This is a genomic window from Heliobacterium mobile (assembly GCF_009720735.1).
Classification (GTDB): Bacteria; Bacillota; Desulfitobacteriia; order Heliobacteriales; family Heliobacteriaceae; genus Heliobacterium; species Heliobacterium mobile.
In genome coordinates this window covers 135995-159048 of the sequence record NZ_WNKU01000007.1, presented here as the reverse complement: position 1 = coordinate 159048, position 23054 = coordinate 135995, and the positions used below count along the sequence as shown (strand labels likewise).

General features: G+C 47.9%; 24 protein-coding genes and 1 riboswitch. Of the genes, 7 read left to right on the top strand and 17 right to left on the bottom strand.

Annotation, left to right across the window (positions count from 1 at the left end; translation table 11 throughout):
• Positions 1-177: 177 nt before the first annotated feature.
• Positions 178-2103: a threonine--tRNA ligase gene (thrS, locus tag GJ688_RS08430; protein ID WP_170291805.1), complete on the bottom strand. Its 1926-nt coding sequence runs from the start codon at positions 2101-2103 to the stop codon at positions 178-180.
• Between the two features lie 275 nt (positions 2104-2378).
• Positions 2379-3296, bottom strand: a complete 918-nt coding sequence (gene ytxC / locus GJ688_RS08425) for a putative sporulation protein YtxC (protein ID WP_155476099.1) — start codon at positions 3294-3296, stop codon at positions 2379-2381.
• 162 nt (positions 3297-3458) lie between these two features.
• On the opposite strand from ytxC, the gene GJ688_RS08420 reads away from it, so the two are divergent.
• Positions 3459-4016 (top strand): GerD family protein, encoded by a 558-nt coding sequence (locus tag GJ688_RS08420; protein WP_155476098.1) that lies wholly within the window; start codon positions 3459-3461, stop codon positions 4014-4016.
• Positions 4017-4036: 20 nt separating this feature from the next.
• Here GJ688_RS08420 and GJ688_RS08415 read toward each other — a convergent pair whose 3' ends face one another.
• The gene (locus GJ688_RS08415) at positions 4037-5485 is read right to left on the bottom strand and encodes an N-acyl-D-amino-acid deacylase family protein (RefSeq protein WP_170291800.1); all 1449 of its coding nucleotides are present in this window, start codon (positions 5483-5485) and stop codon (positions 4037-4039) included.
• A gap of 85 nt (positions 5486-5570) precedes the next feature.
• Here GJ688_RS08415 and tpx point away from each other — a divergent pair, with 85 nt between their 5' ends.
• Both tpx and GJ688_RS08405 read left to right on the top strand, forming a co-directional pair.
• Entirely contained in the window at positions 5571-6089 is a 519-nt protein-coding gene (gene tpx, locus GJ688_RS08410; protein ID WP_155476096.1) for a thiol peroxidase, read from the top strand.
• A gap of 178 nt (positions 6090-6267) precedes the next feature.
• The gene (locus tag GJ688_RS08405) at positions 6268-6747 is read left to right on the top strand and encodes a ribonuclease H-like YkuK family protein (RefSeq protein ID WP_170291799.1); all 480 of its coding nucleotides are present in this window, start codon (positions 6268-6270) and stop codon (positions 6745-6747) included.
• Between the two features lies 1 nt (position 6748).
• Here the strand turns inward: GJ688_RS08405 and GJ688_RS08400 are convergent, their stop codons facing one another.
• Entirely contained in the window at positions 6749-8185 is a 1437-nt protein-coding gene (locus GJ688_RS08400; protein ID WP_170291798.1) for a GTP pyrophosphokinase, read from the bottom strand.
• 213 nt (positions 8186-8398) lie between these two features.
• Between GJ688_RS08400 and GJ688_RS08395 the strand changes: the two genes are divergently transcribed.
• Positions 8399-9265 carry a YitT family protein gene (locus tag GJ688_RS08395; RefSeq protein ID WP_155476093.1) on the top strand — a complete coding sequence of 289 codons (867 nt, stop codon included), beginning with the start codon at positions 8399-8401 and terminating at the stop codon, positions 9263-9265.
• 52 nt (positions 9266-9317) lie between these two features.
• On the opposite strand, the gene GJ688_RS08390 is transcribed toward GJ688_RS08395, so the two are convergent.
• The gene (locus GJ688_RS08390) at positions 9318-10319 is read right to left on the bottom strand and encodes a MerR family transcriptional regulator (RefSeq protein WP_155476092.1); all 1002 of its coding nucleotides are present in this window, start codon (positions 10317-10319) and stop codon (positions 9318-9320) included.
• 162 nt (positions 10320-10481) lie between these two features.
• Entirely contained in the window at positions 10482-11117 is a 636-nt protein-coding gene (locus GJ688_RS08385; protein ID WP_170291797.1) for a deoxynucleoside kinase, read from the bottom strand.
• Between the two features lie 285 nt (positions 11118-11402).
• Here GJ688_RS08385 and GJ688_RS08380 point away from each other — a divergent pair, with 285 nt between their 5' ends.
• Positions 11403-12137: a LysE family translocator gene (locus GJ688_RS08380; RefSeq protein WP_155476090.1), complete on the top strand. Its 735-nt coding sequence runs from the start codon at positions 11403-11405 to the stop codon at positions 12135-12137.
• 183 nt (positions 12138-12320) lie between these two features.
• On the opposite strand, the gene GJ688_RS08375 is transcribed toward GJ688_RS08380, so the two are convergent.
• A complete protein-coding gene (locus GJ688_RS08375) occupies positions 12321-12989 on the bottom strand; it encodes a PspA/IM30 family protein (RefSeq protein WP_155476089.1) in 669 nt (222 codons plus the stop codon).
• Between the two features lie 37 nt (positions 12990-13026).
• Positions 13027-13551 (bottom strand): DUF4178 domain-containing protein, encoded by a 525-nt coding sequence (locus tag GJ688_RS08370; protein ID WP_328597338.1) that lies wholly within the window; start codon positions 13549-13551, stop codon positions 13027-13029.
• Positions 13552-13682: 131 nt separating this feature from the next.
• Between GJ688_RS08370 and GJ688_RS08365 the strand changes: the two genes are divergently transcribed.
• The gene (locus GJ688_RS08365; protein WP_155476088.1) at positions 13683-14381 is read left to right on the top strand and encodes a peptidylprolyl isomerase; all 699 of its coding nucleotides are present in this window, start codon (positions 13683-13685) and stop codon (positions 14379-14381) included.
• 114 nt (positions 14382-14495) lie between these two features.
• Here GJ688_RS08365 and GJ688_RS08360 read toward each other — a convergent pair whose 3' ends face one another.
• From GJ688_RS08360 to GJ688_RS08340, 5 genes are all read right to left on the bottom strand, one after another.
• Positions 14496-14699 (bottom strand): hypothetical protein, encoded by a 204-nt coding sequence (locus tag GJ688_RS08360; protein WP_155476087.1) that lies wholly within the window; start codon positions 14697-14699, stop codon positions 14496-14498.
• A gap of 183 nt (positions 14700-14882) precedes the next feature.
• The gene (locus GJ688_RS08355; protein ID WP_155476086.1) at positions 14883-16598 is read right to left on the bottom strand and encodes a methyl-accepting chemotaxis protein; all 1716 of its coding nucleotides are present in this window, start codon (positions 16596-16598) and stop codon (positions 14883-14885) included.
• Between the two features lie 239 nt (positions 16599-16837).
• On the bottom strand, positions 16838-17623 hold the full coding sequence (locus GJ688_RS08350; protein ID WP_155476085.1) for a LysM peptidoglycan-binding domain-containing protein: 786 nt from the start codon (positions 17621-17623) through the stop codon (positions 16838-16840).
• A gap of 275 nt (positions 17624-17898) precedes the next feature.
• Entirely contained in the window at positions 17899-18963 is a 1065-nt protein-coding gene (locus tag GJ688_RS08345; RefSeq protein ID WP_155476084.1) for a hypothetical protein, read from the bottom strand.
• 13 nt (positions 18964-18976) lie between these two features.
• Positions 18977-19615, bottom strand: coding sequence for a YigZ family protein (locus tag GJ688_RS08340; protein ID WP_155476083.1), 639 nt, complete (start codon positions 19613-19615; stop codon positions 18977-18979).
• Between the two features lie 191 nt (positions 19616-19806).
• Between GJ688_RS08340 and GJ688_RS08335 the strand changes: the two genes are divergently transcribed.
• Positions 19807-20277, top strand: a complete 471-nt coding sequence (locus GJ688_RS08335; RefSeq protein ID WP_155476082.1) for a TspO/MBR family protein — start codon at positions 19807-19809, stop codon at positions 20275-20277.
• A 172-nt stretch (positions 20278-20449) separates the two neighbouring features.
• Here the strand turns inward: GJ688_RS08335 and GJ688_RS08330 are convergent, their stop codons facing one another.
• From GJ688_RS08330 to GJ688_RS20625, 4 genes are all read right to left on the bottom strand, one after another.
• Positions 20450-20821 carry a NifB/NifX family molybdenum-iron cluster-binding protein gene (locus GJ688_RS08330; RefSeq protein WP_235910853.1) on the bottom strand — a complete coding sequence of 124 codons (372 nt, stop codon included), beginning with the start codon at positions 20819-20821 and terminating at the stop codon, positions 20450-20452.
• 124 nt (positions 20822-20945) lie between these two features.
• Positions 20946-21413 (bottom strand): QcrA and Rieske domain-containing protein, encoded by a 468-nt coding sequence (locus tag GJ688_RS08325; protein ID WP_155476080.1) that lies wholly within the window; start codon positions 21411-21413, stop codon positions 20946-20948.
• A gap of 14 nt (positions 21414-21427) precedes the next feature.
• Positions 21428-21700: a DUF5320 domain-containing protein gene (locus GJ688_RS08320; RefSeq protein ID WP_155476079.1), complete on the bottom strand. Its 273-nt coding sequence runs from the start codon at positions 21698-21700 to the stop codon at positions 21428-21430.
• A 264-nt stretch (positions 21701-21964) separates the two neighbouring features.
• The gene (locus GJ688_RS20625; protein ID WP_155476078.1) at positions 21965-22444 is read right to left on the bottom strand and encodes a PadR family transcriptional regulator; all 480 of its coding nucleotides are present in this window, start codon (positions 22442-22444) and stop codon (positions 21965-21967) included.
• A 338-nt stretch (positions 22445-22782) separates the two neighbouring features.
• Positions 22783-22979: riboswitch (cobalamin riboswitch) on the top strand.
• The last annotated feature ends 75 nt before the right edge of the window (positions 22980-23054 follow it).

Sequence of the window (23054 nt, the reverse complement as noted above, 5' to 3'; positions counted from 1 at the left end):
CGAATTCATTAGGAATTCGCCTATTTCATCCACCTCGCGGTGGACACCCTTGCGCTTGGCTAATGGTTGGCAACTGCTAGCCCCCATAGCGGACTTTCACCGCCGAGTTACGCGCCGTGCGTGGCGCACAAAACAGGAGCCGCTAACATCGTTAGCGGCTCCTTCGCTTTATTTAGATTATGAGCAAGCTTTTTCTGGATTCTTTTTCGTTCCGATTTCCTCTATCAGCATCTTCGTAAACTCATCGAGTCCACAGGCGCCCTTATCCCCTTCTCCGTATTTGCGGACGGCGACAGCACCGTTCTCAGCTTCCTTGTCACCGACCACCAACAGGTACGGGATTTTCTTGACTTGGCCTTCCCGAATCTTATAACCGATTTTTTCATTACGGTCATCCACTTCAGCCCGGATACCCCGTTCAGCCAAGTGGGCCAGAACCTTCTGGGCGTATGCATGATGGCGGTCTGTAATCGGCAGCACCCGCACCTGCACCGGGGCCAGCCAGGCTGGGAATGCACCGGCAAAGTGTTCCGTAAGGATGCCGATAAAGCGCTCAATAGATCCGAAGACAACCCGGTGAATCATGACAGGGCGGTGTTTCTGCCCATCTTCACCCACGTAGGTTAGGTCAAACCGCTCCGGCATTTGGAAGTCCAGTTGGATCGTTCCGCATTGCCACGTCCGACCGAGGCAATCTTTCAGGTGGAAATCGATTTTCGGTCCATAGAAGGCGCCATCGCCCGGATTGATTTTATAATCCATGCCTTTGGATTTTAAGGCGTCTTCCAGTGATGATGTGGCAAGCTCCCAAATCTCGTCACTGCCCATGGCTTTTTCCGGCTTCGTGGACAATTCGATATGGTAGTCAAAGCCGAATGTCTTATAGAACCGGTCCACCAGATCGATGACACCCATGATCTCTTCTTTGATCTGCGAAGGCAGCATGAAGATGTGCGCGTCATCTTGGGTGAAACAGCGGACCCGCATCAAGCCGTGAAGGGCTCCAGAAATTTCGTGGCGGTGAACCAGTCCCAGTTCCGCCATGCGCAGCGGCAGATCGCGATAAGAATGAATGGAGTTTTTGTAGACGAGCATACTGCCGGGGCAATTCATCGGTTTGACACAAAAATCCTGCTCATCAATCTGCGTGAAATACATATTTTCTTTATAATGATCCCAGTGACCTGAGCGTTCCCAAAGGGAACGGTTCAAGATGATCGGGGTCCGGATCTCCTGGTAACCGGCTTTAGCATGTTGCTCACGCCAGTACTTCTCCAGTTCGTTACGAATGATCATCCCTTTGGGGAAGAAGAAGGGGAATCCGGGACCTTCTTCCATGATCGTATACAATTCTAGTTCCTGGCCGAGTTTACGGTGATCGCGGCGCTTCGCTTCTTCTAAGCGATGCAGGTAATCGTCCAGTTCCGCTTTTTTGGGAAAAGAAGTACCGTAAATCCGCTGCAGCATCTTGTTCTTTTCACTGCCGCGCCAGTAGGCCCCAGCCAGGCTCATGAGGCGCATCGCTTTAATCTGCCCGGTTGTCGGCAGGTGAGGGCCGGCACAAAGGTCGATAAAATCACCTTGGCTGTACATGCTGATCACAGCATCTTCCGGCAGATCCTCCACGAGTTCGACTTTGTAACTTTCACCGATCTCCTGGAAAAACCGAATCGCTTCTTCACGGCTGACTTCGCGCCGGACAATGGGCAAGTCCTCTTTTATGATCTGGTCCATTTCTTTTTCGATGGCTTGTAAGTCTTCCGGAGTAAACTTGTGTTCCGAATCAAAGTCGTAGTAGAAGCCTTCGTTGATAGCCGGGCCAATACCCAACCGGGTACCCGGAAAAAGCCGTTGCACCGCTTGGGCTAACAAGTGAGAGGAAGAGTGACGATAGACGTCCCGACCTTCCGGATCATCGAAAGTTAAGATCTCCACGAAGGCATCTTTTTCGATAGGCGTAGTTAGTCCGACGACTTTACCGTCGAGCTTCCCAGCCACTGCATGCTGTGCGAGCTTTCGGCTGAGGGCCGCAGCCACTTCCGCAACCGTCGTGCCTTGGGGAAATTCCCGAACGGCACCATCTTTTAGAGTAACCTTAACTATACTCAATGTATGTCCTCCTCACATATAGGTAAACCTCTCGCCCTAGAAGCTAGGCGAGAGGCGAAAGTCCGTCTCAAAATATAATTTTAGACCTCATATATGGGCTTGTCAACCGAACCGCTTTTTTTAACAGCGAAGTAAATCTTCGATAAAAAAGAGGTTCGATTTCTGTCATGAGTAGGTGTTTCAACTTTTTGAGGAACCGTCGATAATTCAAAGACCTTGAACGAACAGAGCCCCATCTAGATGTATAGATGGGGCTCTGTTCGCTATGTTCACCGCTGCAACACCCTATTATCTTGAATCATCATGCATCTATCACAGCCCGGGCAGTAGTGCAGTCGTTCTCCAAAAACGGCTTGTATCGTCTGCATCGATTCGTTCGACTGAACGCCTTCCGTATAATGAATGACTACTTGAACAGGAGCGACTGTGACTAAAGCGCTGATCAAGAGATCTTCGAAACAGATTTCCTCGTGTTGCAATGCATCTTGATGAAAACCATCGACGATTTCATTGTTCACCGGTCGTCCTCGTTCATCAAGGAGTTGAAAACCGCCAGGACGCATATACACGTGAACGATAGGGACACGCGTATCTTGAATCTCCAAGAAATAGCGTAACAAGCAGACGAATTCTTTGTACTCCTTCTCCATCATATATTCGTCTACAGCCACATCTACAGAGTCGGATAGGGACGATAAATAATCACGAAGTCGAAACCGGAGAAAGCCGTCGATGTGAACTCTTCCAAAGGTGACCAGTACATCGAGCATCCGTTCCAGAATCCGCTGACTTCGACCCACCCGATAGATGATATATTCCTTTGAGGTCTCTTCCTCTTGCTTTAATATCTGTGTCGCTTTCTCAGCGATGACCCTTCGTTCTTCTTCTGAAAAATAGGCATATTCGCTGTTGATACGCTTTTCAACCAGTTCCTGTTCCCAAACGTCAAGGATCCAGTCTGTCAGCTTTCTCGCACAGTATTGGCGCAAAATCAGCGCCATCTCTTCCGGCGATTCGCCTTCCGGGTGTTCATCGAGGTAGCACGTGAACTGGTGAACCCCGTTTAACCATTGTTGGCGGGTACCGAACTGCCATCCTTCTCCGGCCAGTTCAGCCAATTCGCAGGTGATTCGGTAACCTAGTTCATCCAGGTTACGGCTTGCACCGATAGATAAGATCAGGGCCAAGGAGTTCACCCCCTTTGATGTCTTTATTATATGTACGACAGCAGGGGAGTATACAGTTTATTCCCTCCATTAATATCCATATTCATTCCTGGAAAAGTAGAAGAATAGGGTCTTTCAGAACGGGCAATTTACCATTGAAAGCGAAAAAGGGGGGATAACTACATGCAGCGCTTACTCTGGTTACTTGTGATCGCCTTTGTACTGATCACTGGCATTACCTCCTGCTCTCCTCAGCGCCGTCCCGCTGAATCGCAAGGCCAAGGCCAGCAACAGGGGCAGCAAAATCAACAGGGACAACAGGGGCAGCAAGGCCAACAGCAACAAAAACCAGAATACCAGGACATGAAGGCCATGATGCTGGACATTATAAAAACCGATGAGTATCAGCAACGGCTGGCGCGCATGATTCGGGACCCCGAATTTCAGACGATGGTTTTGTCGCAAGATCCAAAGTTTATGAAGACGTTCCAGGAAATGTTGATGAGTTCCCAATTTCAAGAACAGCTTGCCTTGGCAATGAAAGAAAAAGAAGTGAAAAAGTCGATAAAAGAAACGGTCAAAGACGCTATGGACGATCCAGAAGTTAAGAAGAAAATCCAGTCTGCGGCGAAAGCCCAAGGAGGCAAAAGCGGCGGCAGTGAAGGCGGCGGTGAGAAAGGCGGTAGCAGCAGTGAAGGCGGCGGCGGAGACAAAGAAACCAGCAAAGATAAAGGCGGTTGATTTTTGTATTCGGGCTAAGCTTACGAATTAAAATGCAAACGCTGACCAGATCGGTTCCCTGTCGGTTCTCCTTCTTTAACTGCTGCCTGACCGTTGACAAAAACATATCTCATCCCCACAGGTAGCAGATTCGGTTTGTTCCGCTCTGCCCGATCTTGCACGTCTTCCAATCGAAAGATAAGCATGTCTGCCTTGTAACCAGGAGCAATTTTCCCCCGGCCAGAGATTCGAAAGCGCTGAGCCGGCAAGCCGCTCATCTTGGCCACGGCCTCTTCCAATGAAATCACTTGTCTATCGCGGACATAATGAGCCAACATCTTGGGAAAGTTGCCGTAGGCGCGAGGATGGGAAACTCTTCCGTTAGCGTAAAGCCCGGAATCGCTGGCGATAAATAAACGGGGATGGGCAAGTCCCAATTGAATATTCTCTTCCGAGATGGAAATACGTCCCGTACCAAAATCCCAGGAAGAAAAATCATAGAGGTACATGTCCCCCCAAAGATCAACTCCCTTTGCCACCGCATCGCTAATCCGTTGGAGAACTGCCGGATACTTGTCCCAATTGTCTCGGAAAAGAGCCTTCACATGGCTGTACTGCCAGGAAACACCTGATTCGAACGCTATCTCTGCCATCTCGTCGATAGACTCTAACAGTTGGACCGATTCGCTGCGCAAGTGGGTAGCCATGATCCCTCTATGGTGGGCAAGCGCTTCGGCGAGTATTTTCAGTTCCCGCTGGGTCGCTGATGATTGAGGTGCATATTCCAAAGCGAAAGAAAGGCCCGGTGAGCCTGCTTGAAGCCCTTGTTGAAGCAGGTCGACCATTCGATCGATTTCTCTACTACTAGCCTCACGTTCCGCTTCCTCCCCCATGGCTAACCTGCGCAGATTTCGATAGCCCATCAACTGCCCATAATTGATCCCCAAGTCGCCGAGACGCTGATAAAAACGCGGGATATCGTCGACCGATTCGCCACAATTTCCTCCAATTTGCGAAGTAACGCCTTGAAGAAGGCGAACCTCGGCCCGGGGGTTTGTCTTCAAATACTCTTCGTTATGGGTATGTACATCGATAAAACCGGGTGTGATGCAGGCACCGTCTGCAAGGATCACTTGGCAGTCCGGTTTTAATCGATACCGCTCTGTACCCATGTACAGTACATGCTGATCGATATTGGCGTTGCCCTCCATCACGGAGGAAATTCGGTCCTTCGTCACTGCCACCGTTCCTGAAAAGCCTGGTTTGCCTGTTCCATCGATCACGCGGCCGTTGGTGATGATCAAGTCCCAGTCGACATCCTGAATATCGGGCAATGTTTTCCTTTGAAGTTCGGTGGTAGTTACGCCTCGATTCGGTTCTTTGTTACTTTGCTGATGAGTTCCGCCAGCGGCACAACCGGTGAGACCTGTCAGTGAGACACTCCATGCCAATCCCTGAAGAATAAACTCCCGTCGGCTCCTGTCAAACATCGTTCTCCTTCCCTTCGCCATAAACAATCTTTTTGATGAGAATCTGGTATAATAAATATTCAAACTGCTAATAGGGGGAATTCAGATGGCTGAACGTACAGGTATCATCACATTTCAGGGAAATTCCTTAACTCTCATCGGTGCGGAAGTGAAAGTCGGCGAAAAGGCCCCTGCCTTTACGGCCACTGCGAATGACTTGTCCCCTAAGTCTCTTAACGACTTTGCAGGCAAGGTAAAATTGATCAGCGTGGTCCCCTCACTCGATACGCCTGTCTGCGATCTGCAAACGCGTCGTTTTAATCAAGAAGCGGCCGACTTGGGAAAAGATGTAGTCATACTAACTTTGAGCTGCGATTTACCCTTTGCCCAAGCACGCTGGTGCGGCGCCGCTGGCGTCGAGCAGGTCATAACCCTCTCGGATCATAAAGATGTTTCCTTTGGACAAGCTTACGGCGTGTTGATTAAAGAACTCCGTCTCTTGTCCCGGGCTATTTTTGTCGTCGATAAGCAGGATCAGGTAACTTACGTGGAGTATGTCCGGGAAATTACCAACGAACCTGATTACAACCAAGCACTTGCAGCCGTTAAAAAATCTTTAGGGTAATATTTTCCATACTCAGGATATTGAAAAAGCAAGGAGTATCCCTTTTTTGGGAACCCTTGCTTTTTTTCTTTTGAGGTCAACGAAAAGAGACGGTTCATCTGAATTTGTCCATAAATCCATCATCCATTGGATATCATAGTAATAGAGAATAGTGAACTGAACCAAGGAGGTTATGACGATGCTTTTTCGGGGCCAACAAGGTCTTTTGCCTTTAGAGAAGGTGGTTCGAGCCTTCCAACTATTCTCAGCCGAAATACCCGATGCACCAGTACGCCTCTGGATTGGGACAGACAGCCAGATTCACGGTGGAACGACTCGCGTCGTCACATCGATCACCGCCTACCGCGAACACAAAGGCGGGCAGTCCTATCAATATGTTCAGGTTTTGGAACGGGCGCTGACACTCGCCGAAAAACTCGATGTAGAAACACACATGTCCATCGAGGTCATCGGGAAACTGCGGGAATTGCTGAATCAGAAGCTCATTTACTGGGAGTTGGAATTACATATCGATGGAGGAAATAATGGGATGAGCCGGCTTCATCTCCCTCGTGTCGTCGGATGGGCCGAAAGTATGGCTTCCGTATATCAGTACGCCGTACGGACAAAACCGGACGCCATCGGTGCCAGCCGTGTGGCAGACCGGTACGCCAAATAGACTAGCCGCTTGCACCGACGAGACGGGGACTGCGTAATTCCTGCAGTTGCCCATCGATGAGCGAAAACAACTGGTCCAGATCGTCTTCCTTAAATATGAAAGATTCCGGTTCCACCAGTTCGGGCTCATGAAACTCATCCCATTCAATCTCCGGATACCGGTAGGTCACAGAGATGGGGCCGGCGACGCGGTAATTCAGTTTCACGAAAAATGTGATGACTTCATCTTCCCCGTTCTGGGGATCCCATTCCGAATCGATCTGTACACTCAGCCGATCTCCTACAGCCGCTTTAAACAAGGTCACCGTGCCTATGTTCAGCATGGAGGGACAGATCGTCAGATGTTCACCGAGGAGCACAGACGCTTTTTGTAAACGGTTCGCCAGCGGGGATTGAATTCGATCCATAAAAAACTGCTGAAACTTGCGGTGCATATGGCTCGCTTCTTCCCACTCGCTGCGCAGCTTGTTTTTCTCTTTTAATGGAGCCGCAGAAAATTCCCAGCGAAGAACCGGCAGGATCATCGAGTAACAGACTTTACAAAGGCGAACCGGCTCTACCCCTTGTTTCGAACCGTCGCTCTGAGGAATGATGGCTCGAACTTCTTCATGGAGAAGAAAAGGTGCTTTGCAACAGGAACATCGGGCCAATTCCTGGGGGTCGAAGCTTTCTGCGGGAAAGCCCTTCCGACCGAGTTGAAAGCTGAGTTCTAAGATCGTCATATTCGAAAAATATTTGGACGGGTCAAAAGATAAAACAGCACCGCTTCGCGGTTCCGTCCGGCGAAGCAGATGAGCCAATTGCTTGGCGTAGAGACGAATTTCGTCAACCTCCAGGTCGCGAGATACGGCCTGGCGCATGACCATCATCTTTTCATCAGCTTTGTTCGTTTCTTCGGCGATCAGACGCAAATTTTCCGAGATATGAGTAGGCACTTCTAAGCCATATTTATACATCATCGAATGCTGCAGGACAGCCCAGAAATGCTGCCCCACTGTACGAACCTGGATCTCGGCAAACCGAGTGATGGGACCTTCGGGAGCATACATGTCATATTCAATAATCAAGTGATAACTTCGATAACCGCTTGCTTTCGGGTTACGGACAAAATCTTTTTCGTTCACCAAGCGCATGTCCGAACGTTTTTTCAGAATATCTACGACCCGAGCGATGTCATCTAAATGTTGGACAATCACTCTTAAGCCGGCGATATCTTTTATATTTTTCGTGATACCTTCATTGACAGGCCATCCGTAGCGGCGCGCCTTTTCAATCAAACTTTTTGCCTTTTTCGTTCGGCTTTCAATAAACAAGATGACCGGACGGCCATACTTAATTTCTAATGGCCCCCGCAGTGCATCGAGTTTAACCCGCAGTTCTAATTCCATCTGCCGGTAAGAAGCAAGGATGCTTTCTAGTTGTTGACAGGTGAGTTCCATGGGCATTCACCTCAATCGTATGGGGCATATTTGTAACATGTCGTACATTCTTTTTATTCGCCGAAATGATGCGCCGTTCCTTCCCTGATGTATGTATACTTGCCGAGAATTATGAACTTTTTGTCAGTTCGGGAATTAGAAAAATTGGGGCGGCCATTGACCTTTACCAATTCTTTGATTAGGCTGATAGTAATTCATAGGGATTAAACTTAAGTGACGAGAAAGGTTCGGTGCCCCGTGAAAGAGACGCTGCGTGAGTACGCCCTTGTGATTTTAGGTGCTCTTTTCTTTGCCATCGGAACCCGGGAGTTTATCCTTCCTTCCAAACTGGCACCGGGCGGAGTGGCTGGCCTGGCTACGTTGATCTATTACATGACGAACATCTCTCCAGGTATTCTAATGTCCCTGATCAATCTCCCCTTATACATCCTCGCTTACCGCAATATCAACCGGGAGTTTGTCTTCAAGACCTTTCTCGCCGTTACGGCCTCATCCACTTTTATCGACTGGCTACGAGTACTTCCGGACTTTTCTACGCAAAACATCCTTCTCAATGCGTTGTACGGAGGCTTGATTTACGGAACTGGAGTAGGACTGATCGCACGTGTCGGCGGAAGTCTGGGTGGCGTCAATATTCTCGCAAAAATCTATTCCAGCCGGTTAGGTATTTCCTTCGGTACCTTGAACCTCACCTTAAACTCGATCATCGTTGTCCTTTCCGGATTGTTTATCGGTCATGAAGCAGCCATGTATACGATCGTTGCCTTCTACGCTTCCAACCGTTTGGTGGACTTCATCCAGGAAGGCCTGCCGAAAAAAGCAGTGACGATCATCTCCAAAGACCCAGAGTTGATCGCCCAAAGTATCATGGAAGAAATGGGACGAGGCGTCACCTTTCTCAAAGGAGAAGGCGCCTTTACACACAACGATAAAAATGTGATTCTCTGCGCCATTGAACCTAACCAGTTGTTCACCCTGAAAAAAACGGTCTACCGGATCGACCCAAACGCCTTTATCATCATTTCTGACGCTAAGGAGATTTTAGGGAGAGGTTTTAGGCCACTAAATCCATCTACGTAAAAAAGAAACCCCCATTTCGGGGGCGCGGTATCCCGCTTTATTTATATGAACATTATTTTGACAATATCGGTGATGAAGAGCGGCCCCAAAGCCGGTTCCACCATCCTTTGACACCTTTCTGGTTTTGGTCCCGCAGGACCTTCTGTCGCCATTTGATGATCATTTCGGTCGAACGATCTACCGACCGTCTCACTCCGTCTACAGAGCTCTTCAGTTCATCGAGACGTTGTTCGACCATCTCTGAACCGTTTTGTTGGTTGCCAACCACTTGGCTCAAGGTTTCACTCACTTCCACCATCAGCTTCTTCACTTCACCCACCGTAGACTGGTTGTCTACGGACAATTTATGGATGAAAGCTTGACGCATTTCCCCATCCGATTGGCTGGCGGCTACTTCCTGCAGCGTACACCGCATATCATCGAAGACGGTGTCTACATTGTGCTGCCAAGCATCGAGCCCACCGCGGAACTCACTGAGGCCATCGTTCAAGTCGTGCCGTACTCTTTCCATCGACGTCCGCAGATCACCGTTTACACTCTGATGCAGATGGACCACCCGGCCTTCCACTTTGCTCAAGTGCTGGTGAAACCCTTTTTTCAGGCCGAGCACATCCGACTGGACCTCGACGATTTGCTCGATCAGTTGTTCCATGCGTTGTTCCCAGTTAGGCATGGATCGTAACAGTTCGATCAGTTCTTTCGCCGTCGCTTCAGCCTCGGAAGAACTGTTTAGTCGTCTTTCGCTCTCCACCGGACATGGTAAAGCAGTCGCTTCACTCGCTTGTCCTTTCTCGACGGAGCCTTTTGCCTCCGCTTCCCCCTCCTGCACAAGCTCCTTCTTCGGCGCTTCCACACCCAGGACAGTCGATACAACGCCCCGGTGCCGACAAAAGTCTCGTAATCCTTCCAGGGGAATCAAATACATAAACCCTCCCGGGATCTTTTGCTGCTTAGCAGCCAATTCGCCACGGTGAATGGCGTCCCGCAGGGTATATCGTTGCAGACCAGTCATTTTCGATGCCTGGGCAACCGTCAACTCTCCCGGCAAGCTCATCGCGCGTGCCCCCTCCTTCTCACCCCAAATATTCGGCACTGCCGCTGCCATTTCCTTCCATCTGATTACATTTATATCAAATTTTTTCCAATATTTCAATTGTTAAAGGCAAAAAATAAAGAGGACCGACAATGGTCAGTCCTCCTGTTGCGATTTGATGACTTATTTCGCCGCTTTGTAGGCGCGAGTGATCTCTTGCAAAATAAAAGCTCGATCTTCTGGTTTGTGAACATAATCGAGGTTGGTCACATCCAAGGTCAGCAAAGGGCCTCCTTTGTAATCACGGTAATTATTTTCGTAAAAGACGTTCAGCAAGGCCCAATAATCGCGCTCCACTTCGACTTCATCGGCACGCCCTCGCATATGGATACGCCGTATCGCTTCATCTGTATCTACTTTTAGATAAACCATCAGACGAGGCGGTTCTAGTCCATCAATCATGCTGTTCAATAGATTTTCATAAACGTTGTATTCTTCGACTGTCAGGTATCCCTGTTCACGGTACATTTTCGCGAAGATGGCATCTGAATAAATGGAGCGATCCATAATCGCCTGGTTAGAACGGGAAGCTTCCCGGTATTGTTTAAAACGGTTGGTCAAAAAGTTGATCTGCATGGGAAAAGCCCATCGTTCCCGGTTGTGAAAAAACTTGTGCAGCAGTTGATTTTCATCTTCAAACATCTCTCTGAATTCAACCAGGTTCAGATCTTTGGCGAGCAAATCGACGAGAGTCGACTTCCCCACACCAGTCACTCCGTCGATCACCAATTGAACCTGACCGGACTTAGATAAAGTCATAAAACGCACTCCTTTTGGATCTGCAATTCTCTTTACCATCAGGCGCAGTCGCGCCGTATCTATCTCTTGATGATTACTTCGCTAACGTCTTCGGAATATCCTTCCACGAGCGGGAAAGTATCTCTTTGTCTATGGAATGTGACTTTTTGATTAGACATTTTTGAAAACCCTATGATATACTAAATCAAGCCATGTCCTCGGAATTACTTTTGTCTTACTGTAATATTTCGACCCCTTGAATCATATACATTTTTGGTAAGTACGATTGAAAGGAGGGCCGTTTACGTGGTCTATGCGGTGCCCCTCCAACCCTTGCAGAGCGTGCAGGCATTAATCAGCGGGTTGCTGCTTGGCATCACTTTGGCCATGCCCCTTGGCCCCATCGCGGTAGAAGTACTTCGTAATTCCATGCGCTACGGATTTTGGATGGGGTTGGCCGTCGGTACAGGAGCAATCATCGCTGATGGTTTCTATCTGATTCTGGTTCAATTCGGCCTTGTGCCTTTATTAGAAATGCCCTGGGTGCGTACCATCTTCGGTTTTGTGGGATCCATCGTTCTCTTCGTGATCGGCGCTTCTCTCGTTCGACCTCACAAACAAATGGCAAAAGCCTTCCCCGGTTCTGGAGAGATGGCACCGGAGATGGAGTCTCCCTGTTTAGGGCAGAGTAAATTTTCCCTACAATCGCTTTTATCGAATGCCACCTCCAATCGGGCAACAAAACGAGCTCTTTTAAATGGTATGTTGATCACCGGCCTAAACCCTTTGACGTTGACCTTGTGGATCGGTGTCGGTACTACGGCCGTTTCCAGTTGGAACTCCTCCTCTCCGTTGCTCGGATTGATCTTCATCTTTGGCATCCTCTTCGGACAGGAACTTTGGTTCGCTGCTATCTCCCGGCTAGCTCGTACCCGTTTCTTTCAATGGCAGATGCATATCGTCCCTTGGATTCAAAAAGGATGCGGCGTCTTAATGATCGGCCTTTCCTTCTTTACCATCTGGTATACCTTTTTCCGTTAAGAACTTAATTTCGCTAAAAGAAACCCCCTGTCCTAGACATTTCCTACGGACAGGGGGTTCGTTTTTTCTTTATCCCTTTGATAGACTTCATTTCGATGATCAAGGTACTATCTTCGAGATAGTAACGTTAATTATCAGGGTAAATTTATAGTTAGGTGTTGGTTTTTGGATTTCTTCGCGTTCTTACTTGCCTAATTGACGCTTCAAGGCAGCAAGCTCGTCGTCCACACCTTGGCCCTTATCTAAAGCAGCCAGTTCGTCATCGAGGCTTCCTGCCGAACCATGAGCTAACTCTTTGCTCGCTTCAGCGCGGGCTTCTATGCCTAAAACCTTTTCTTCCATCCGGTCAAAGCCCCGGCGCGCCGAATTACTGTCAAAACCACTCATAACCGAGTGGACTTGCTCTGTAGCCTTTGCCGCATTGGCCCGAGCCACAAGCGTATCCCGGCGGGCTTTTAACTTTTCGAACTCAGAACGCATCTCTGTCAACTGGGCTTTAAGTTTTTCTGAGGTAGCCGAATGAGTGTCATACTGGCTTTTGAAGTCACGTAACCGAGTTTCGTGGTTCTTTTTGTCTTCCAGGGCACGTTTAGCTAAATCGTCTCGACCAGCATTGATCGCTTTTACGGCGTCTTCCTGGCGTTTTTGAACCATCGACTCGGCCTCTTTGTATTGGGCCTCAAACTTCTTCGTCACCGCAATCTGCTGAGCTACCGCAGCAGATGCTTCCTGGATATCTTCGTCCATGTCCCGAAGGTATTGATCTAACATCTTTACGGGATCTTCTGCCTTGTCAAGAAGGGCGTTGATATTGGATAAGGTTAGATCCTTCAATCGTTTAAATAGACTCATAGCTTCTTTGTTCCTCCTCAAATTTCACAAATTCACGTTATCCAGCTACGATGGACAGTTCAAAAGCATCAATCCAACGCCCATCGTAATGAAAAAAGCGTCCCTGCTGCCATTCGATCCGGTAGATCTCACGTTGATCCGTCTCGAACTGCCAAAACATCAGCTGTCCCCGTCCGACCGTCGTCTCTCCAAAGGTGTCGACCAGACCTTCGCCATGGTAATCTAGGAAAAAATGTTTCCCGTCTAAAACATATTCTGTCTTCACATCGGTCATATCGCCGATCCGTCCGGCAAAGGGGGTGAGTACAACCGCCTTATCTGGTACGGAACGATCGATGAGCAATCCCTGCCGCTGTCGGCCAGACTTTAAGCCGTAAAGGACCCATCCCGGTTGCGCATGGTAGATCACTTTGCCCTCAATGATCCAGTCCTCCAAATCGAGCGAAACGACCTGGCCCACGTTGAGGTCGAACAAGGTGCGTTCTTTTGAAACCGGTTCATCGGTGTGAACTTCTGCCTCGAACATCTGGCGCAGGCGTCCAAAGAGGCTCAATATCCTCACCTCCATCTCCATCTTCTCATAAATCGGTCTCATTGAAAAGATTTCATACAATTTTCTTCACGACTTGTTTGTGAATGTTTGTCTGTTTATACTAAAAGCGTTGCACAGTTTCTACGAAAGGATGAAATGGAATGAATTTTACTTGGAAAAAAGGCACTGCCTTCGTCACCTTAGCTATCGCGACGTTCTTGGTCGGTTGCAACCAGACTTCCAATAAACCCTCCGAACCGGCCCCTGCTCAACAAAGCAAGGAATCTCCCGCTCCAGCCGCCAAAGCGCCGACAGCCGAAAAGAACAATAAGTATTCCAAAGCCCCGGAAATGCAGATTGACACGAAAAAACAGTATATCGCCACGATACAGACGAACCTCGGCAATATAAAGATTCAACTGTTAGCTGCCGAATCGCCCAAAACGGTCAACAATTTCGTATTCCTAGCCCGGGAAGGCTTTTATGACGGAATCCCCTTCCACCGAATCGTCAAAGACTTCATGATCCAAACAGGTGACCCTTTGGGCAAGGGTATTGGCGGTCCCGGCTACAAATTTGACGATGAACTACCGCCCAAACTCTCCTATGGACCAGGCGTTGTAGCTATGGCAAATTCGGGTCCAAACACAAACGGAAGCCAGTTCTTTATCTGTAACGGCGAGCAAGCGAAAGTTTTAAACAGTCACCCTAATTATACTGTATTCGGAAAAGTCATTGAAGGTATGGACACAGTGTTAAAGATTTCGGACGTTCGTGTTACGAAGAGTGACTTTGGCTCAGAGGTCAGCAAGCCCACACAAACCATTGTCATGGAAAAAGTCACAATCGAAGAAAAGTAATCAAACTGTCGCCCCCTGTATTACCAGGGGGCTCTTTTTCACCTTGTTTTTTTAATCCCAGGGCGAAATAAAAAAACCGTGAAAAAATATCACGGTCTTTTTGCTCTTGAAAAACTAGATGCACTTGCGCGTATCGGCAGGCCACTGCGATTTGCATTCAGGACATTGCCAGGCAACCGTCTGATCACCGTTATAGTTCAAAATGCCAATCGTCCGGAAGACCGAGCAGCAGTTATCGCTTTTCCGAGATGATTCACTTTTTTTGTCCGCCAATAAACTGGCTCCACATTCAGGGCACGTCGTCAACATTCTACCCATGAGGTTCTCCTCCTAACTTCAACAGATGTGAAGTTGTTTATCTTTTGCTAATGCTATTTTAACGAAATGTCGCAAAAACTACACATTAATTATTAAATCGATGTAACACTTTCTATACATTACTTTATCATAGTCTATACATAAAAGACAAGATTTGCCTCTGATGTCAGAATAATTAGATTTTCAATAACAAAACTTGTTCACAGCCTGGCGTAATTCTTGACCGAGTGAGGCCAGCATTTTTGCATTAGAAGAGATTTCTTCTGCAGAGGCGTATTGTTCCTCTGTCGTGGCGGCAATCGTCTGTGCATAGTCACTAATTTTCTTGGCGATCGCGCTGATCTCTTCGGTGGCATGAACCGTATTCGCACTGCCGACAGCCATATGCTCGATGGCACTAGTCACTTCACCAATCTGCCTGGACACACCGGCTGCCTCTTTTTCGATTTCCTGAAATGTCTTTACACCTTCTTTGATGGTTAGAACGCCCAATTTTACCGCATCGGAGTTATGCTCCATCGCCTCCACAGCTTCATGAGTTTCTTCGTGAATTTCATGAATGATCTTCGTGATTTCACTGGCAAACCGTCCCGCTTGTTCAGCCAGTTTACGAACTTCCTCAGCTACAACAGCGAAACCTCGTCCAGCTTCCCCGGCCCGAGCGGACTCAATCGAAGCGTTTAAGGAGAGAAGATTCGTCTGTTCCGCAATTTTATCGATCTGTTCAACCATTTTCTCGACCTTCTGGGTTTGCTTTTCGAGCTGATGGATCAAGGTAGCCACTTCGTTCGTGGAATGATTGATCTGTTCCATATCATGCATGGCCTTAATCATCGTTAACATGCCTTTAGAGGCCTTTTCGCTGGTCAGAGTTGCAGAGGAATAGACATGCTGTGCCGACGCGTTGATTTGCTCAGCCACGGCAGATATCGCCTCGGCGTTTTTAACGGTAGTCTCTAGATGATTTTTATGGTCTTCTAAGTCTTTCGCCAATTGTTGCGCCACAGTAGCGACCTGACTGACGGCATGTTTGTTCTGGTCTGTACTCGCACTCAGCTCTTCTGATGAACCGCCTAACTCTTGTGAGCCTTCGTCAATTTTCAAGACAAGATTCCGTAAACTATTTACCATCTCATTGAAACGAACCGCCAACATTCCAAACTCATCGTCTCCGATGATAGGTATCTTTTCTGTTAAATGACCATCAGATATTTGTTCTGCCGATTTTAGCAAAATGCTCATCGACCGGGTAATGCGGCGAACCATCGCGTATACGGCGAGTATCGAGAATGTCATAACGAGTACAATGAAGGTAATTAGTATGCTTCTTGTTTTATCGTGGTCCTGGTCGTTTTTGCGCAAATCCAAAGCGGCACTATTCAGGTTATAATCAACCAGACTTTCAGCCGACTGCCATAGGTGGTTAAAGTACTCTCGCAGTTCCCCTTTTAACAAAAGGGTAGCTTCTTTATCATCACTATCCCGCGCTAAATCAATAAATTTTGTACTGGCGGTTCGAAAAGCTTTCCACTCTTCGCGGATCGAATTTATGGCCTCAATGTCTGATGGTTCCATGGCTGTGTCTCGATACTCTGTAATCGCCCTTTCAATTTTTTCTTCTATTTCCGCTAGAGTCTTTTCATTGAGTTCATCTTCATCTTCGAAATAGGGGTGAGAGAGTTCTATTTGTTCCCTGCGGTATTCCACAAACAAGCATTTTAACTCATTGGACAAATCGACTCTCGACAGCCATATATCGTTCATCTTTTCTAACCTTTGATGGGAATCTTCATACTTCGTTAAGCTATACATTCCGAAACCAATGAATAAAAGCAAGGTGATTCCAAAGGAAACGAACAGTTTCGCTCGAATGCCCAGATGGGCTCCTTTCCAGCGCATAGGGTCAGAACATCTCCTTTCCAGCTTGCCCTGCTACAATGAGATCATTTGTTGTGCCTACTACCTCCCCCCCTTTTCATATACTTCAAATTTTCGTCGTATTTACATTTTAACAATCGTTATTTTTTTCGTTACAATTCTTATATTTGAGAGTAAAAAAAGAGGCCAGTTCAAATAAAATCATTGAACTGACCTCTTTTTTTATTTGAAAGTCTCTTTTACTATGAACAGCAAGAATTTTAGTTTCCGATAAACTCTTGCACCCAAGCCCCTTGATAGTAGCCGACACCAATAGTGTCATAATTCGAATTTAAGATATTCGCCCGGTGGCCGGAACTGTTCATCCAGCCCTGCATGACTTCCTGCGGGGACTGTTGACCTTCGGCGATGTTTTCTCCGGCATAGCTGTAGGCAATACCATATTGCTTCATCATATCAAAGGGAGAACCATAGGTCGGGGAGGTATGAGAAAAGTAGTTGTTTTGGATCATGTCTTTCGCTTTATCGGTAGCCATCGCGCTCAAAGGCCCGTCCATCCGAAGGGGTTGTAGTCCCGCTTTTGCCCGTTCTGCGTTGACCAGTTGGGCCACTTGCTGAGCAAAGCTAAGTTGCGGCGCTGGCTGTGGTGACGGTTGAGGAGCGGTTACAGAAGAAGGGACATTGAGCACCTGTCCAACATAGAGGTAGTTCGGGTTGACCTGAGGATTCGCCTGCGTCAGGCTGTTCAAGGAAACACCCAGTTTGGAGGCGATTTTCCACATGGTATCACCGGAGACAACCCGATAGGTTTTGCCTTGTGACGAAGGGATGGTCAATGTTTGACCAGGATAAATCGCGGTGGAAGACATGTTGTTGGCCTGCATCAGATTGGAGACAGATACACCGTTTGTCGCAGCGATTCTCCAAAGGGTATCACCGGATCGAACAGTGTAGTTCGACGAAGCCATGGCGGGTCCTGCTAAACTGGTAACTAGAAGCATTCCGGCAAGAAGGCTCGATGCCAGGGTCCAAGCTTTTCTCTTCATGTAGCGTCACTCCTTTCGCAAAATTGTAAGCCGCTATTGGATAACGACTTGAAAAGAAAGCTTGATGAAGTATAACACAGTAAAATTTCAACATCAATCGCATTTATATATTTACATATAATTACCTAACTAATAGAGTACCCAAATTAACACCCATTGAGAGCTTATGGAATGTTCATTTCATCATCCCTTTGTAATAAATCATCATCAGCGAGACTTCTGTTTAAAACTAAAAATCCCCCGCTTATCTCATCGGGGGATAAAGATATAAAATCCTAAAAAAGTTTTTCGCCGATACCCATCAATACTTCAAAAACGATCAATAGGATGATCGCCAGTTCGAGGAGCACGCCTCGATGATTGATGACCTCATCATTCAGCATGGAATAATTGCCTTCGATCACTTTTAACTTATGGCGGATGCTGTCCATCCACACCGATGTCCGTAATATGGAATGAGCCGCTCCATAGACACGCGCATAAAAAATATCTTCTGTCACTTTGATGGAATTCTGGATTTTTTCGGTCACTTCGTTGATATCGATTGCAAGAGCCATTAACGATTTCATGATCTGGCGGTATTGGCGAAGACGGGAGTACCAGAAATCCTGGTCAGCCCGCTCAATGTCGTCATACATACGTTTCATCTCTCCCGACAACAACCGATCGAAATACCGCAGTTCTACCAGTTGCGTTAAGGCAAACTCCACTAATTCGGGAATATCGGTGCTTCCTTCCGCGTCGACAACTAACGCAGAGTCCCAAGTGAGGATCGTCACGTCTTTCGTTCCGTAGGAAAAAGAATTTTTCAAGGTATCGTGGCGAACTTTTGGGCTTACCGGTTCCCGTTCAGCTAAAAGAATCGGAACAGGATCCCATTCATCCCGCCAACGACGGAAGAAAAAGAGGGTAAAGTCTTCCTCCACTTTTCCCTCTTGCAGCGGTTCCATGGCTCCCGATAATAAGCTGGTGACTTTTTCGAGCCACTTATGAAAGAGAGATTCCAGTTCTTCCTGTGTATACAAGGCAACCGATAAGTCCAAGAGTTGCTCATAAGTCAAATCATCGGGAAGCATGATTCGCAGGGTAAGTCCGATCACCCCTAGATCATACACCCGGGCTAAGACATGACAGGTGTAATTTTTTCCTCGGAATGAAATCTCCACAGGACCTAAATCGATCGATACAGGTGGATTTTCGATGATGATCGATTTGGGTCGCACACGGGATAAGCGCATGCGGCTCGTCGGCTTTTCCTTGGCAAAGATCGCCTGAACCAATCCTAGGTCAAATTCTTTGGCCTCTTCATAAATCCGGTACAACCAAATGGAATCCTGCATGGTTTCTTCCCCTTTAGAAGTCTAGAGGAGTATCCACATAAAGGACCCCCTCCTGCGCTATGGACGCTTGACCGGAGGTCCAATCATTCACCTTTTTCTCAAGGTTCCCCTCTAAACCGTTTATCTCTAGGGCCACGACGGTGACTTTATCAGTAAATCTCGTTTCATCGATGCGATAACCGAGGGAGCGCAGTTCATTCTCGACAGCTCCATAAAAGGTATAATCTATTTCGATGGCCATCCGCGTATGCAATCGACGCTCCACGATTCCCGCCGCTTTTAGTCCCAATGTCGCTCCTTTGCCATAAGCGCGGATCAGTCCGCCTGCGCCCAACTTGATGCCCCCAAAATAACGGGTCACCACGATCACTGTATCTTTGATCCCCATCTTTTTGATCACTTCGAGAATCGGTTTTCCGGCGGTGCCGGAGGGCTCTCCGTCATCGTCGGCTTTTTGGTGTTCATCCTTTTCTCCGATCACATAGGCGGAACAGTTATGGGTCGCATCCCAATGCTTCTTTTTGATTCGCCCGATAAACTCTATTGCCTCTTCCACCGTTTCAGCGCGGTTTGTATAGATAAGAAAGCGGGATTTGCTAATCTCCAATTCTGTTTCTCCGTATTCTTTCACGGTTTGATATATTTCAAGCATGATTTTTGTAGCACCTCAAGAAAAGCATACCCTACCGCTTCGCTGGGCACAATGCCGTATCGATAAAAAGGCTCATCGGGCCTAATACTTGACCGTATAGTCGGCTCTTACTAACGAAAAACTAAGCGAAACTACTTGTTTGCCAAACAATCCAGGCCTAAGCAAGTATGTAAAAACAGGGGTGATAAAGAATGGTCGATAAACTCTCTGGGATCACGACCTTTTTGCTTACCTATTTCGCTTTTTCCATCACCAGTTGGCTTTTTCCGATGGATCGGAAGTGGCTTGAGTCCCTGGACAAGCCGGCTTGGTCCCCTCCCGGCTCGGTCATCGGTCTCGCTTGGGTCGTCATCTTCGGCTTGATTTCCCTCGCTGTCGCCCTTTTGCAGGAGAAAATTGGCTGGCGTCGTCTCGGTTGGCTATGGAAAGGGGTCTTTATTGCTAATTATCTATTCAATCAACTCTTTATCATCGGACAGTCTTTCAGCCGCAACCTTTTGCTTTCCTTTTTGGATACGGCTGCTATCGCCGTTACTGCCTTTGCCTTAGTCTTCGTCACTTGGTCTTATTCCCGCCTTGCCTCGATGCTGTTTCTCCCCTATGCCCTCTGGTCAGGGCTGGCCACTTTTCTTTCTTACACTATATACCGACTTAACCGGTAAGAGAAGGAAAGTAGCTCATTAAATCTTTGCAAACATGAAAAAGACCTTTCCCAACATCTCTATTGGGAAGGGTCTTTTTTTGAATAATCCCTTTTCATCGAATGAGCCTATGAGCCAACAGTCATGAACGACTAATTAATCGGCCTATAGTCAAAACCAGCCTAGCAGTCCATCAATGGTGACTGCACACGTTCCTGTCATCGATGGGCGCGATTTTTCCCGCGCAAAAAGCGTCGACGACTTTCTCTACAGTCTGCTCGCTCGCTTGATACACTTCAATCCCTGCACGGCGAAAACCGGACAGAGGGCCTCCACCGATCCCTTGAACAACGAGCGAATCGACTTGATGAGCCGAAAGCAGTTGCACCGGCCGCGTGCACCCACCATGAACATGGGGCGGGTTTTGAATCACGTCGCTTCTTATGACTTTTCCTTCTTCCACGTCAACGACGGTAAAGCAATCACAGCGGCCAAAATGACCAGAGCAAACGGCTGAAAGGCCACCAGGAGCAACGGAAGGCACGGCAAGACGCTTTTTCGACATATGATTCATCCTTTCTTAGCTTTACCAGTGACTGTTCTGCCACGGCCAAAGCGCTCATCTGTTTGATCATCTAAATTAGGCCCTAAACTGGTGATTAGCACTTTCAACGGATTCACCTTCTCACTTATGCGCTCGTATTTTCTCCTTTATCCTGCACGATCACAGTCCCGTCAGAGGAAATCGATACAGCCAAGCGTTTTAAGGGCTTTGGCGGAGGTCCAGCCACGTTTGCCCCTACAGCATCAAAAACGCCGCCGTGACAGGGGCATACGATTTGCTTGTCTTTGAGATTCCCTTTGGGCACATCAACAGTACATCCCAAATGGGTGCATTTCAAGGTAAAAGATATAACTTGGTCTTTATCCACTTTCATCGCCAAGGAGGGAACGTCTTCATAGGCAAAGAAGACCGGTTCCCAGGGTTTCATATTGTCGATATGGGTGACTTTTTTCGGAGCCGGCGGTTGAAGCAACGAATCGGGAGGATAGATAAAACTCCCGGTAGCGGCTATCGGAGCGGAAATCGCTGCGACAGCCGGGACGGCGATCATACCGCCAAGAAACTTCCGTCGAGATAGGTTACGGTCCTGCATGGTTCGAATCCCCCTTAAAAGAATTGGCGTCCTTTACGCCCATTTCTCCGGCCCAGTCCTTGACCACCAAACTGACAAAGGTTGTCGATACAGTTGCGGAACATCGGACCAAGCCCCCTGCCTCCGAATCCTGTGCCAGTTCCCAAACCTCGACCGGCTATTTTTCCATCTTCGAAGGCGCTCTTCAGATTTGCTGGTACGTCTTCCCATTTCATGACACAGCGACCACGGCCTCGACCGGTCATCATTCCTTTGCCTAGAGGTCCTGCTCCATTAAATCCAGGCATACTGATTCCCTCCTCACTATTTCTGATTTGCTCTCAACTCGTTTACTCACGACTCACTATTTATGAACTCTGCTCTTACTGAACCTGCAATATGAAATATTTCGGGAAAAGCTGTTGTCATTCCGTCACTGCTAACAATTTATCACTATTGAATATCCGTCACTAGCTAGATACACTTGAACGCACCGATTAGGGGCACGAACTCACATATGTAACGTCCTGCATCTAACGATACCGTTGCCAGAGGCAACGGTATCGTCGGTTTCATTCAGCCTCACCAGAAGGTTCGATCCCCTCAAAGACCCGGAGAAAGGCTTCCAAATCGCTTTTTTGCTTTTTAAGACTGACCGCCCAAGCACGGAGATAACATTCTCCCTCTGGGGTGATCGAGTACACCTTTCGGGCTGGACCTCCTTTCCCAGGCTCCAGCCGGGATGACACCATCCCATCTTCTTCAAGGCGCCTCAGGTAGCGGTAGACAACAGCCGCATCAGGCAAGACATGGATAAAGGGCATCTGGGACAGCTTTTCCATCAATTCGTACCCGTGAGCGGGATGCTGCCGTAAGCTTAACAAGACACTGGGAAAAGCCATGGAATCGGTGCGACCACCATGTCCTCCGCCACAGCCGCAACGGCCTCGTCCTCTCCCCCGGCCACGGCCGTAACCAGGGCCGGCCTCAGCTGTTTCGTCAGGACCAAGATCACTGCCACACTTCAAATCACTTTCTTCTTCGAATGTCACATGGCATCACCCCTCGCCAGTATTATCTTATGTCACTACTTACATTTTATCACTAGTGATAAAATGCTGTCAACAATTCTTTCCAGTTCTCCCTAAATATATTTATCGGATCATTTTATTGTAAATCGTTGCATTCGTCGGTATATTGTGACCAACGCAGTATGTATGCAGATAAAAAGGATCATCGAAAGCCCTTTATTGCCCATGATCGCAGATAGTTTTGATACAGACAGGATTCGAGCGCTCGTTGCGAAACCATAAAAAACCGTAAAATAAAGAAGGATATTTGAGCTAAGAGTTGAATACATGTAAGTAACTAATGATCTCTGGAAAACCGAATATGGATTGCTGGAACAGGTCGCCCAACCTATCTTTTTGTTGGGCGTTAGAAAGGGAAGTTCGGTGGAAATCCGACGCGGTCCCGCCACTGTAAGGGGAATGACCCTCCACCAATGTCACTGGCGTTTAAGCGCTGGGAAGACGGAGCGGCCAGATGAACCCGAGCCAGGAGACCTGCCTGTTACCACGTCACCGCATTGACCCACGGCCGATGGGGAGGTGATGGTTCAGACGTAAGTATCGTCACAGTACAAAAGGAATTGTCTAGGCG

Excerpts from the sequence above, each read along its gene's own strand:
- GJ688_RS08420 (WP_155476098.1), top strand. The coding sequence starts at position 3,459 with ATGCAGCGCTTACTCTGGTTACTTGTGATCGCCTTTGTACTGATCACT.
- GJ688_RS08355 (WP_155476086.1), bottom strand. The coding sequence starts at position 16,598 with ATGCGCTGGAAAGGAGCCCATCTGGGCATTCGAGCGAAACTGTTCGTT.
- GJ688_RS08365 (WP_155476088.1), top strand. The coding sequence starts at position 13,683 with ATGAATTTTACTTGGAAAAAAGGCACTGCCTTCGTCACCTTAGCTATC.
- GJ688_RS08350 (WP_155476085.1), bottom strand. The coding sequence starts at position 17,623 with ATGAAGAGAAAAGCTTGGACCCTGGCATCGAGCCTTCTTGCCGGAATG.
- GJ688_RS08385 (WP_170291797.1), bottom strand. The coding sequence starts at position 11,117 with ATGACTTTATCTAAGTCCGGTCAGGTTCAATTGGTGATCGACGGAGTG.
- GJ688_RS08405 (WP_170291799.1), top strand. The coding sequence starts at position 6,268 with ATGCTTTTTCGGGGCCAACAAGGTCTTTTGCCTTTAGAGAAGGTGGTT.
- GJ688_RS08330 (WP_235910853.1), bottom strand. The coding sequence starts at position 20,821 with ATGTCGAAAAAGCGTCTTGCCGTGCCTTCCGTTGCTCCTGGTGGCCTT.
- GJ688_RS08320 (WP_155476079.1), bottom strand. The coding sequence starts at position 21,700 with ATGCCTGGATTTAATGGAGCAGGACCTCTAGGCAAAGGAATGATGACC.
- GJ688_RS08335 (WP_155476082.1), top strand. The coding sequence starts at position 19,807 with ATGGTCGATAAACTCTCTGGGATCACGACCTTTTTGCTTACCTATTTC.
- GJ688_RS08325 (WP_155476080.1), bottom strand. The coding sequence starts at position 21,413 with ATGCAGGACCGTAACCTATCTCGACGGAAGTTTCTTGGCGGTATGATC.
- GJ688_RS08360 (WP_155476087.1), bottom strand. The coding sequence starts at position 14,699 with ATGGGTAGAATGTTGACGACGTGCCCTGAATGTGGAGCCAGTTTATTG.
- GJ688_RS08415 (WP_170291800.1), bottom strand. The coding sequence starts at position 5,485 with ATGTTTGACAGGAGCCGACGGGAGTTTATTCTTCAGGGATTGGCATGG.
- GJ688_RS08375 (WP_155476089.1), bottom strand. The coding sequence starts at position 12,989 with ATGAGTCTATTTAAACGATTGAAGGATCTAACCTTATCCAATATCAAC.
- GJ688_RS08340 (WP_155476083.1), bottom strand. The coding sequence starts at position 19,615 with ATGCTTGAAATATATCAAACCGTGAAAGAATACGGAGAAACAGAATTG.
- tpx (WP_155476096.1), top strand. The coding sequence starts at position 5,571 with ATGGCTGAACGTACAGGTATCATCACATTTCAGGGAAATTCCTTAACT.
- GJ688_RS08400 (WP_170291798.1), bottom strand. The coding sequence starts at position 8,185 with ATGGAACTCACCTGTCAACAACTAGAAAGCATCCTTGCTTCTTACCGG.
- GJ688_RS08345 (WP_155476084.1), bottom strand. The coding sequence starts at position 18,963 with ATGCAGGATTCCATTTGGTTGTACCGGATTTATGAAGAGGCCAAAGAA.
- GJ688_RS08390 (WP_155476092.1), bottom strand. The coding sequence starts at position 10,319 with ATGAGCTTGCCGGGAGAGTTGACGGTTGCCCAGGCATCGAAAATGACT.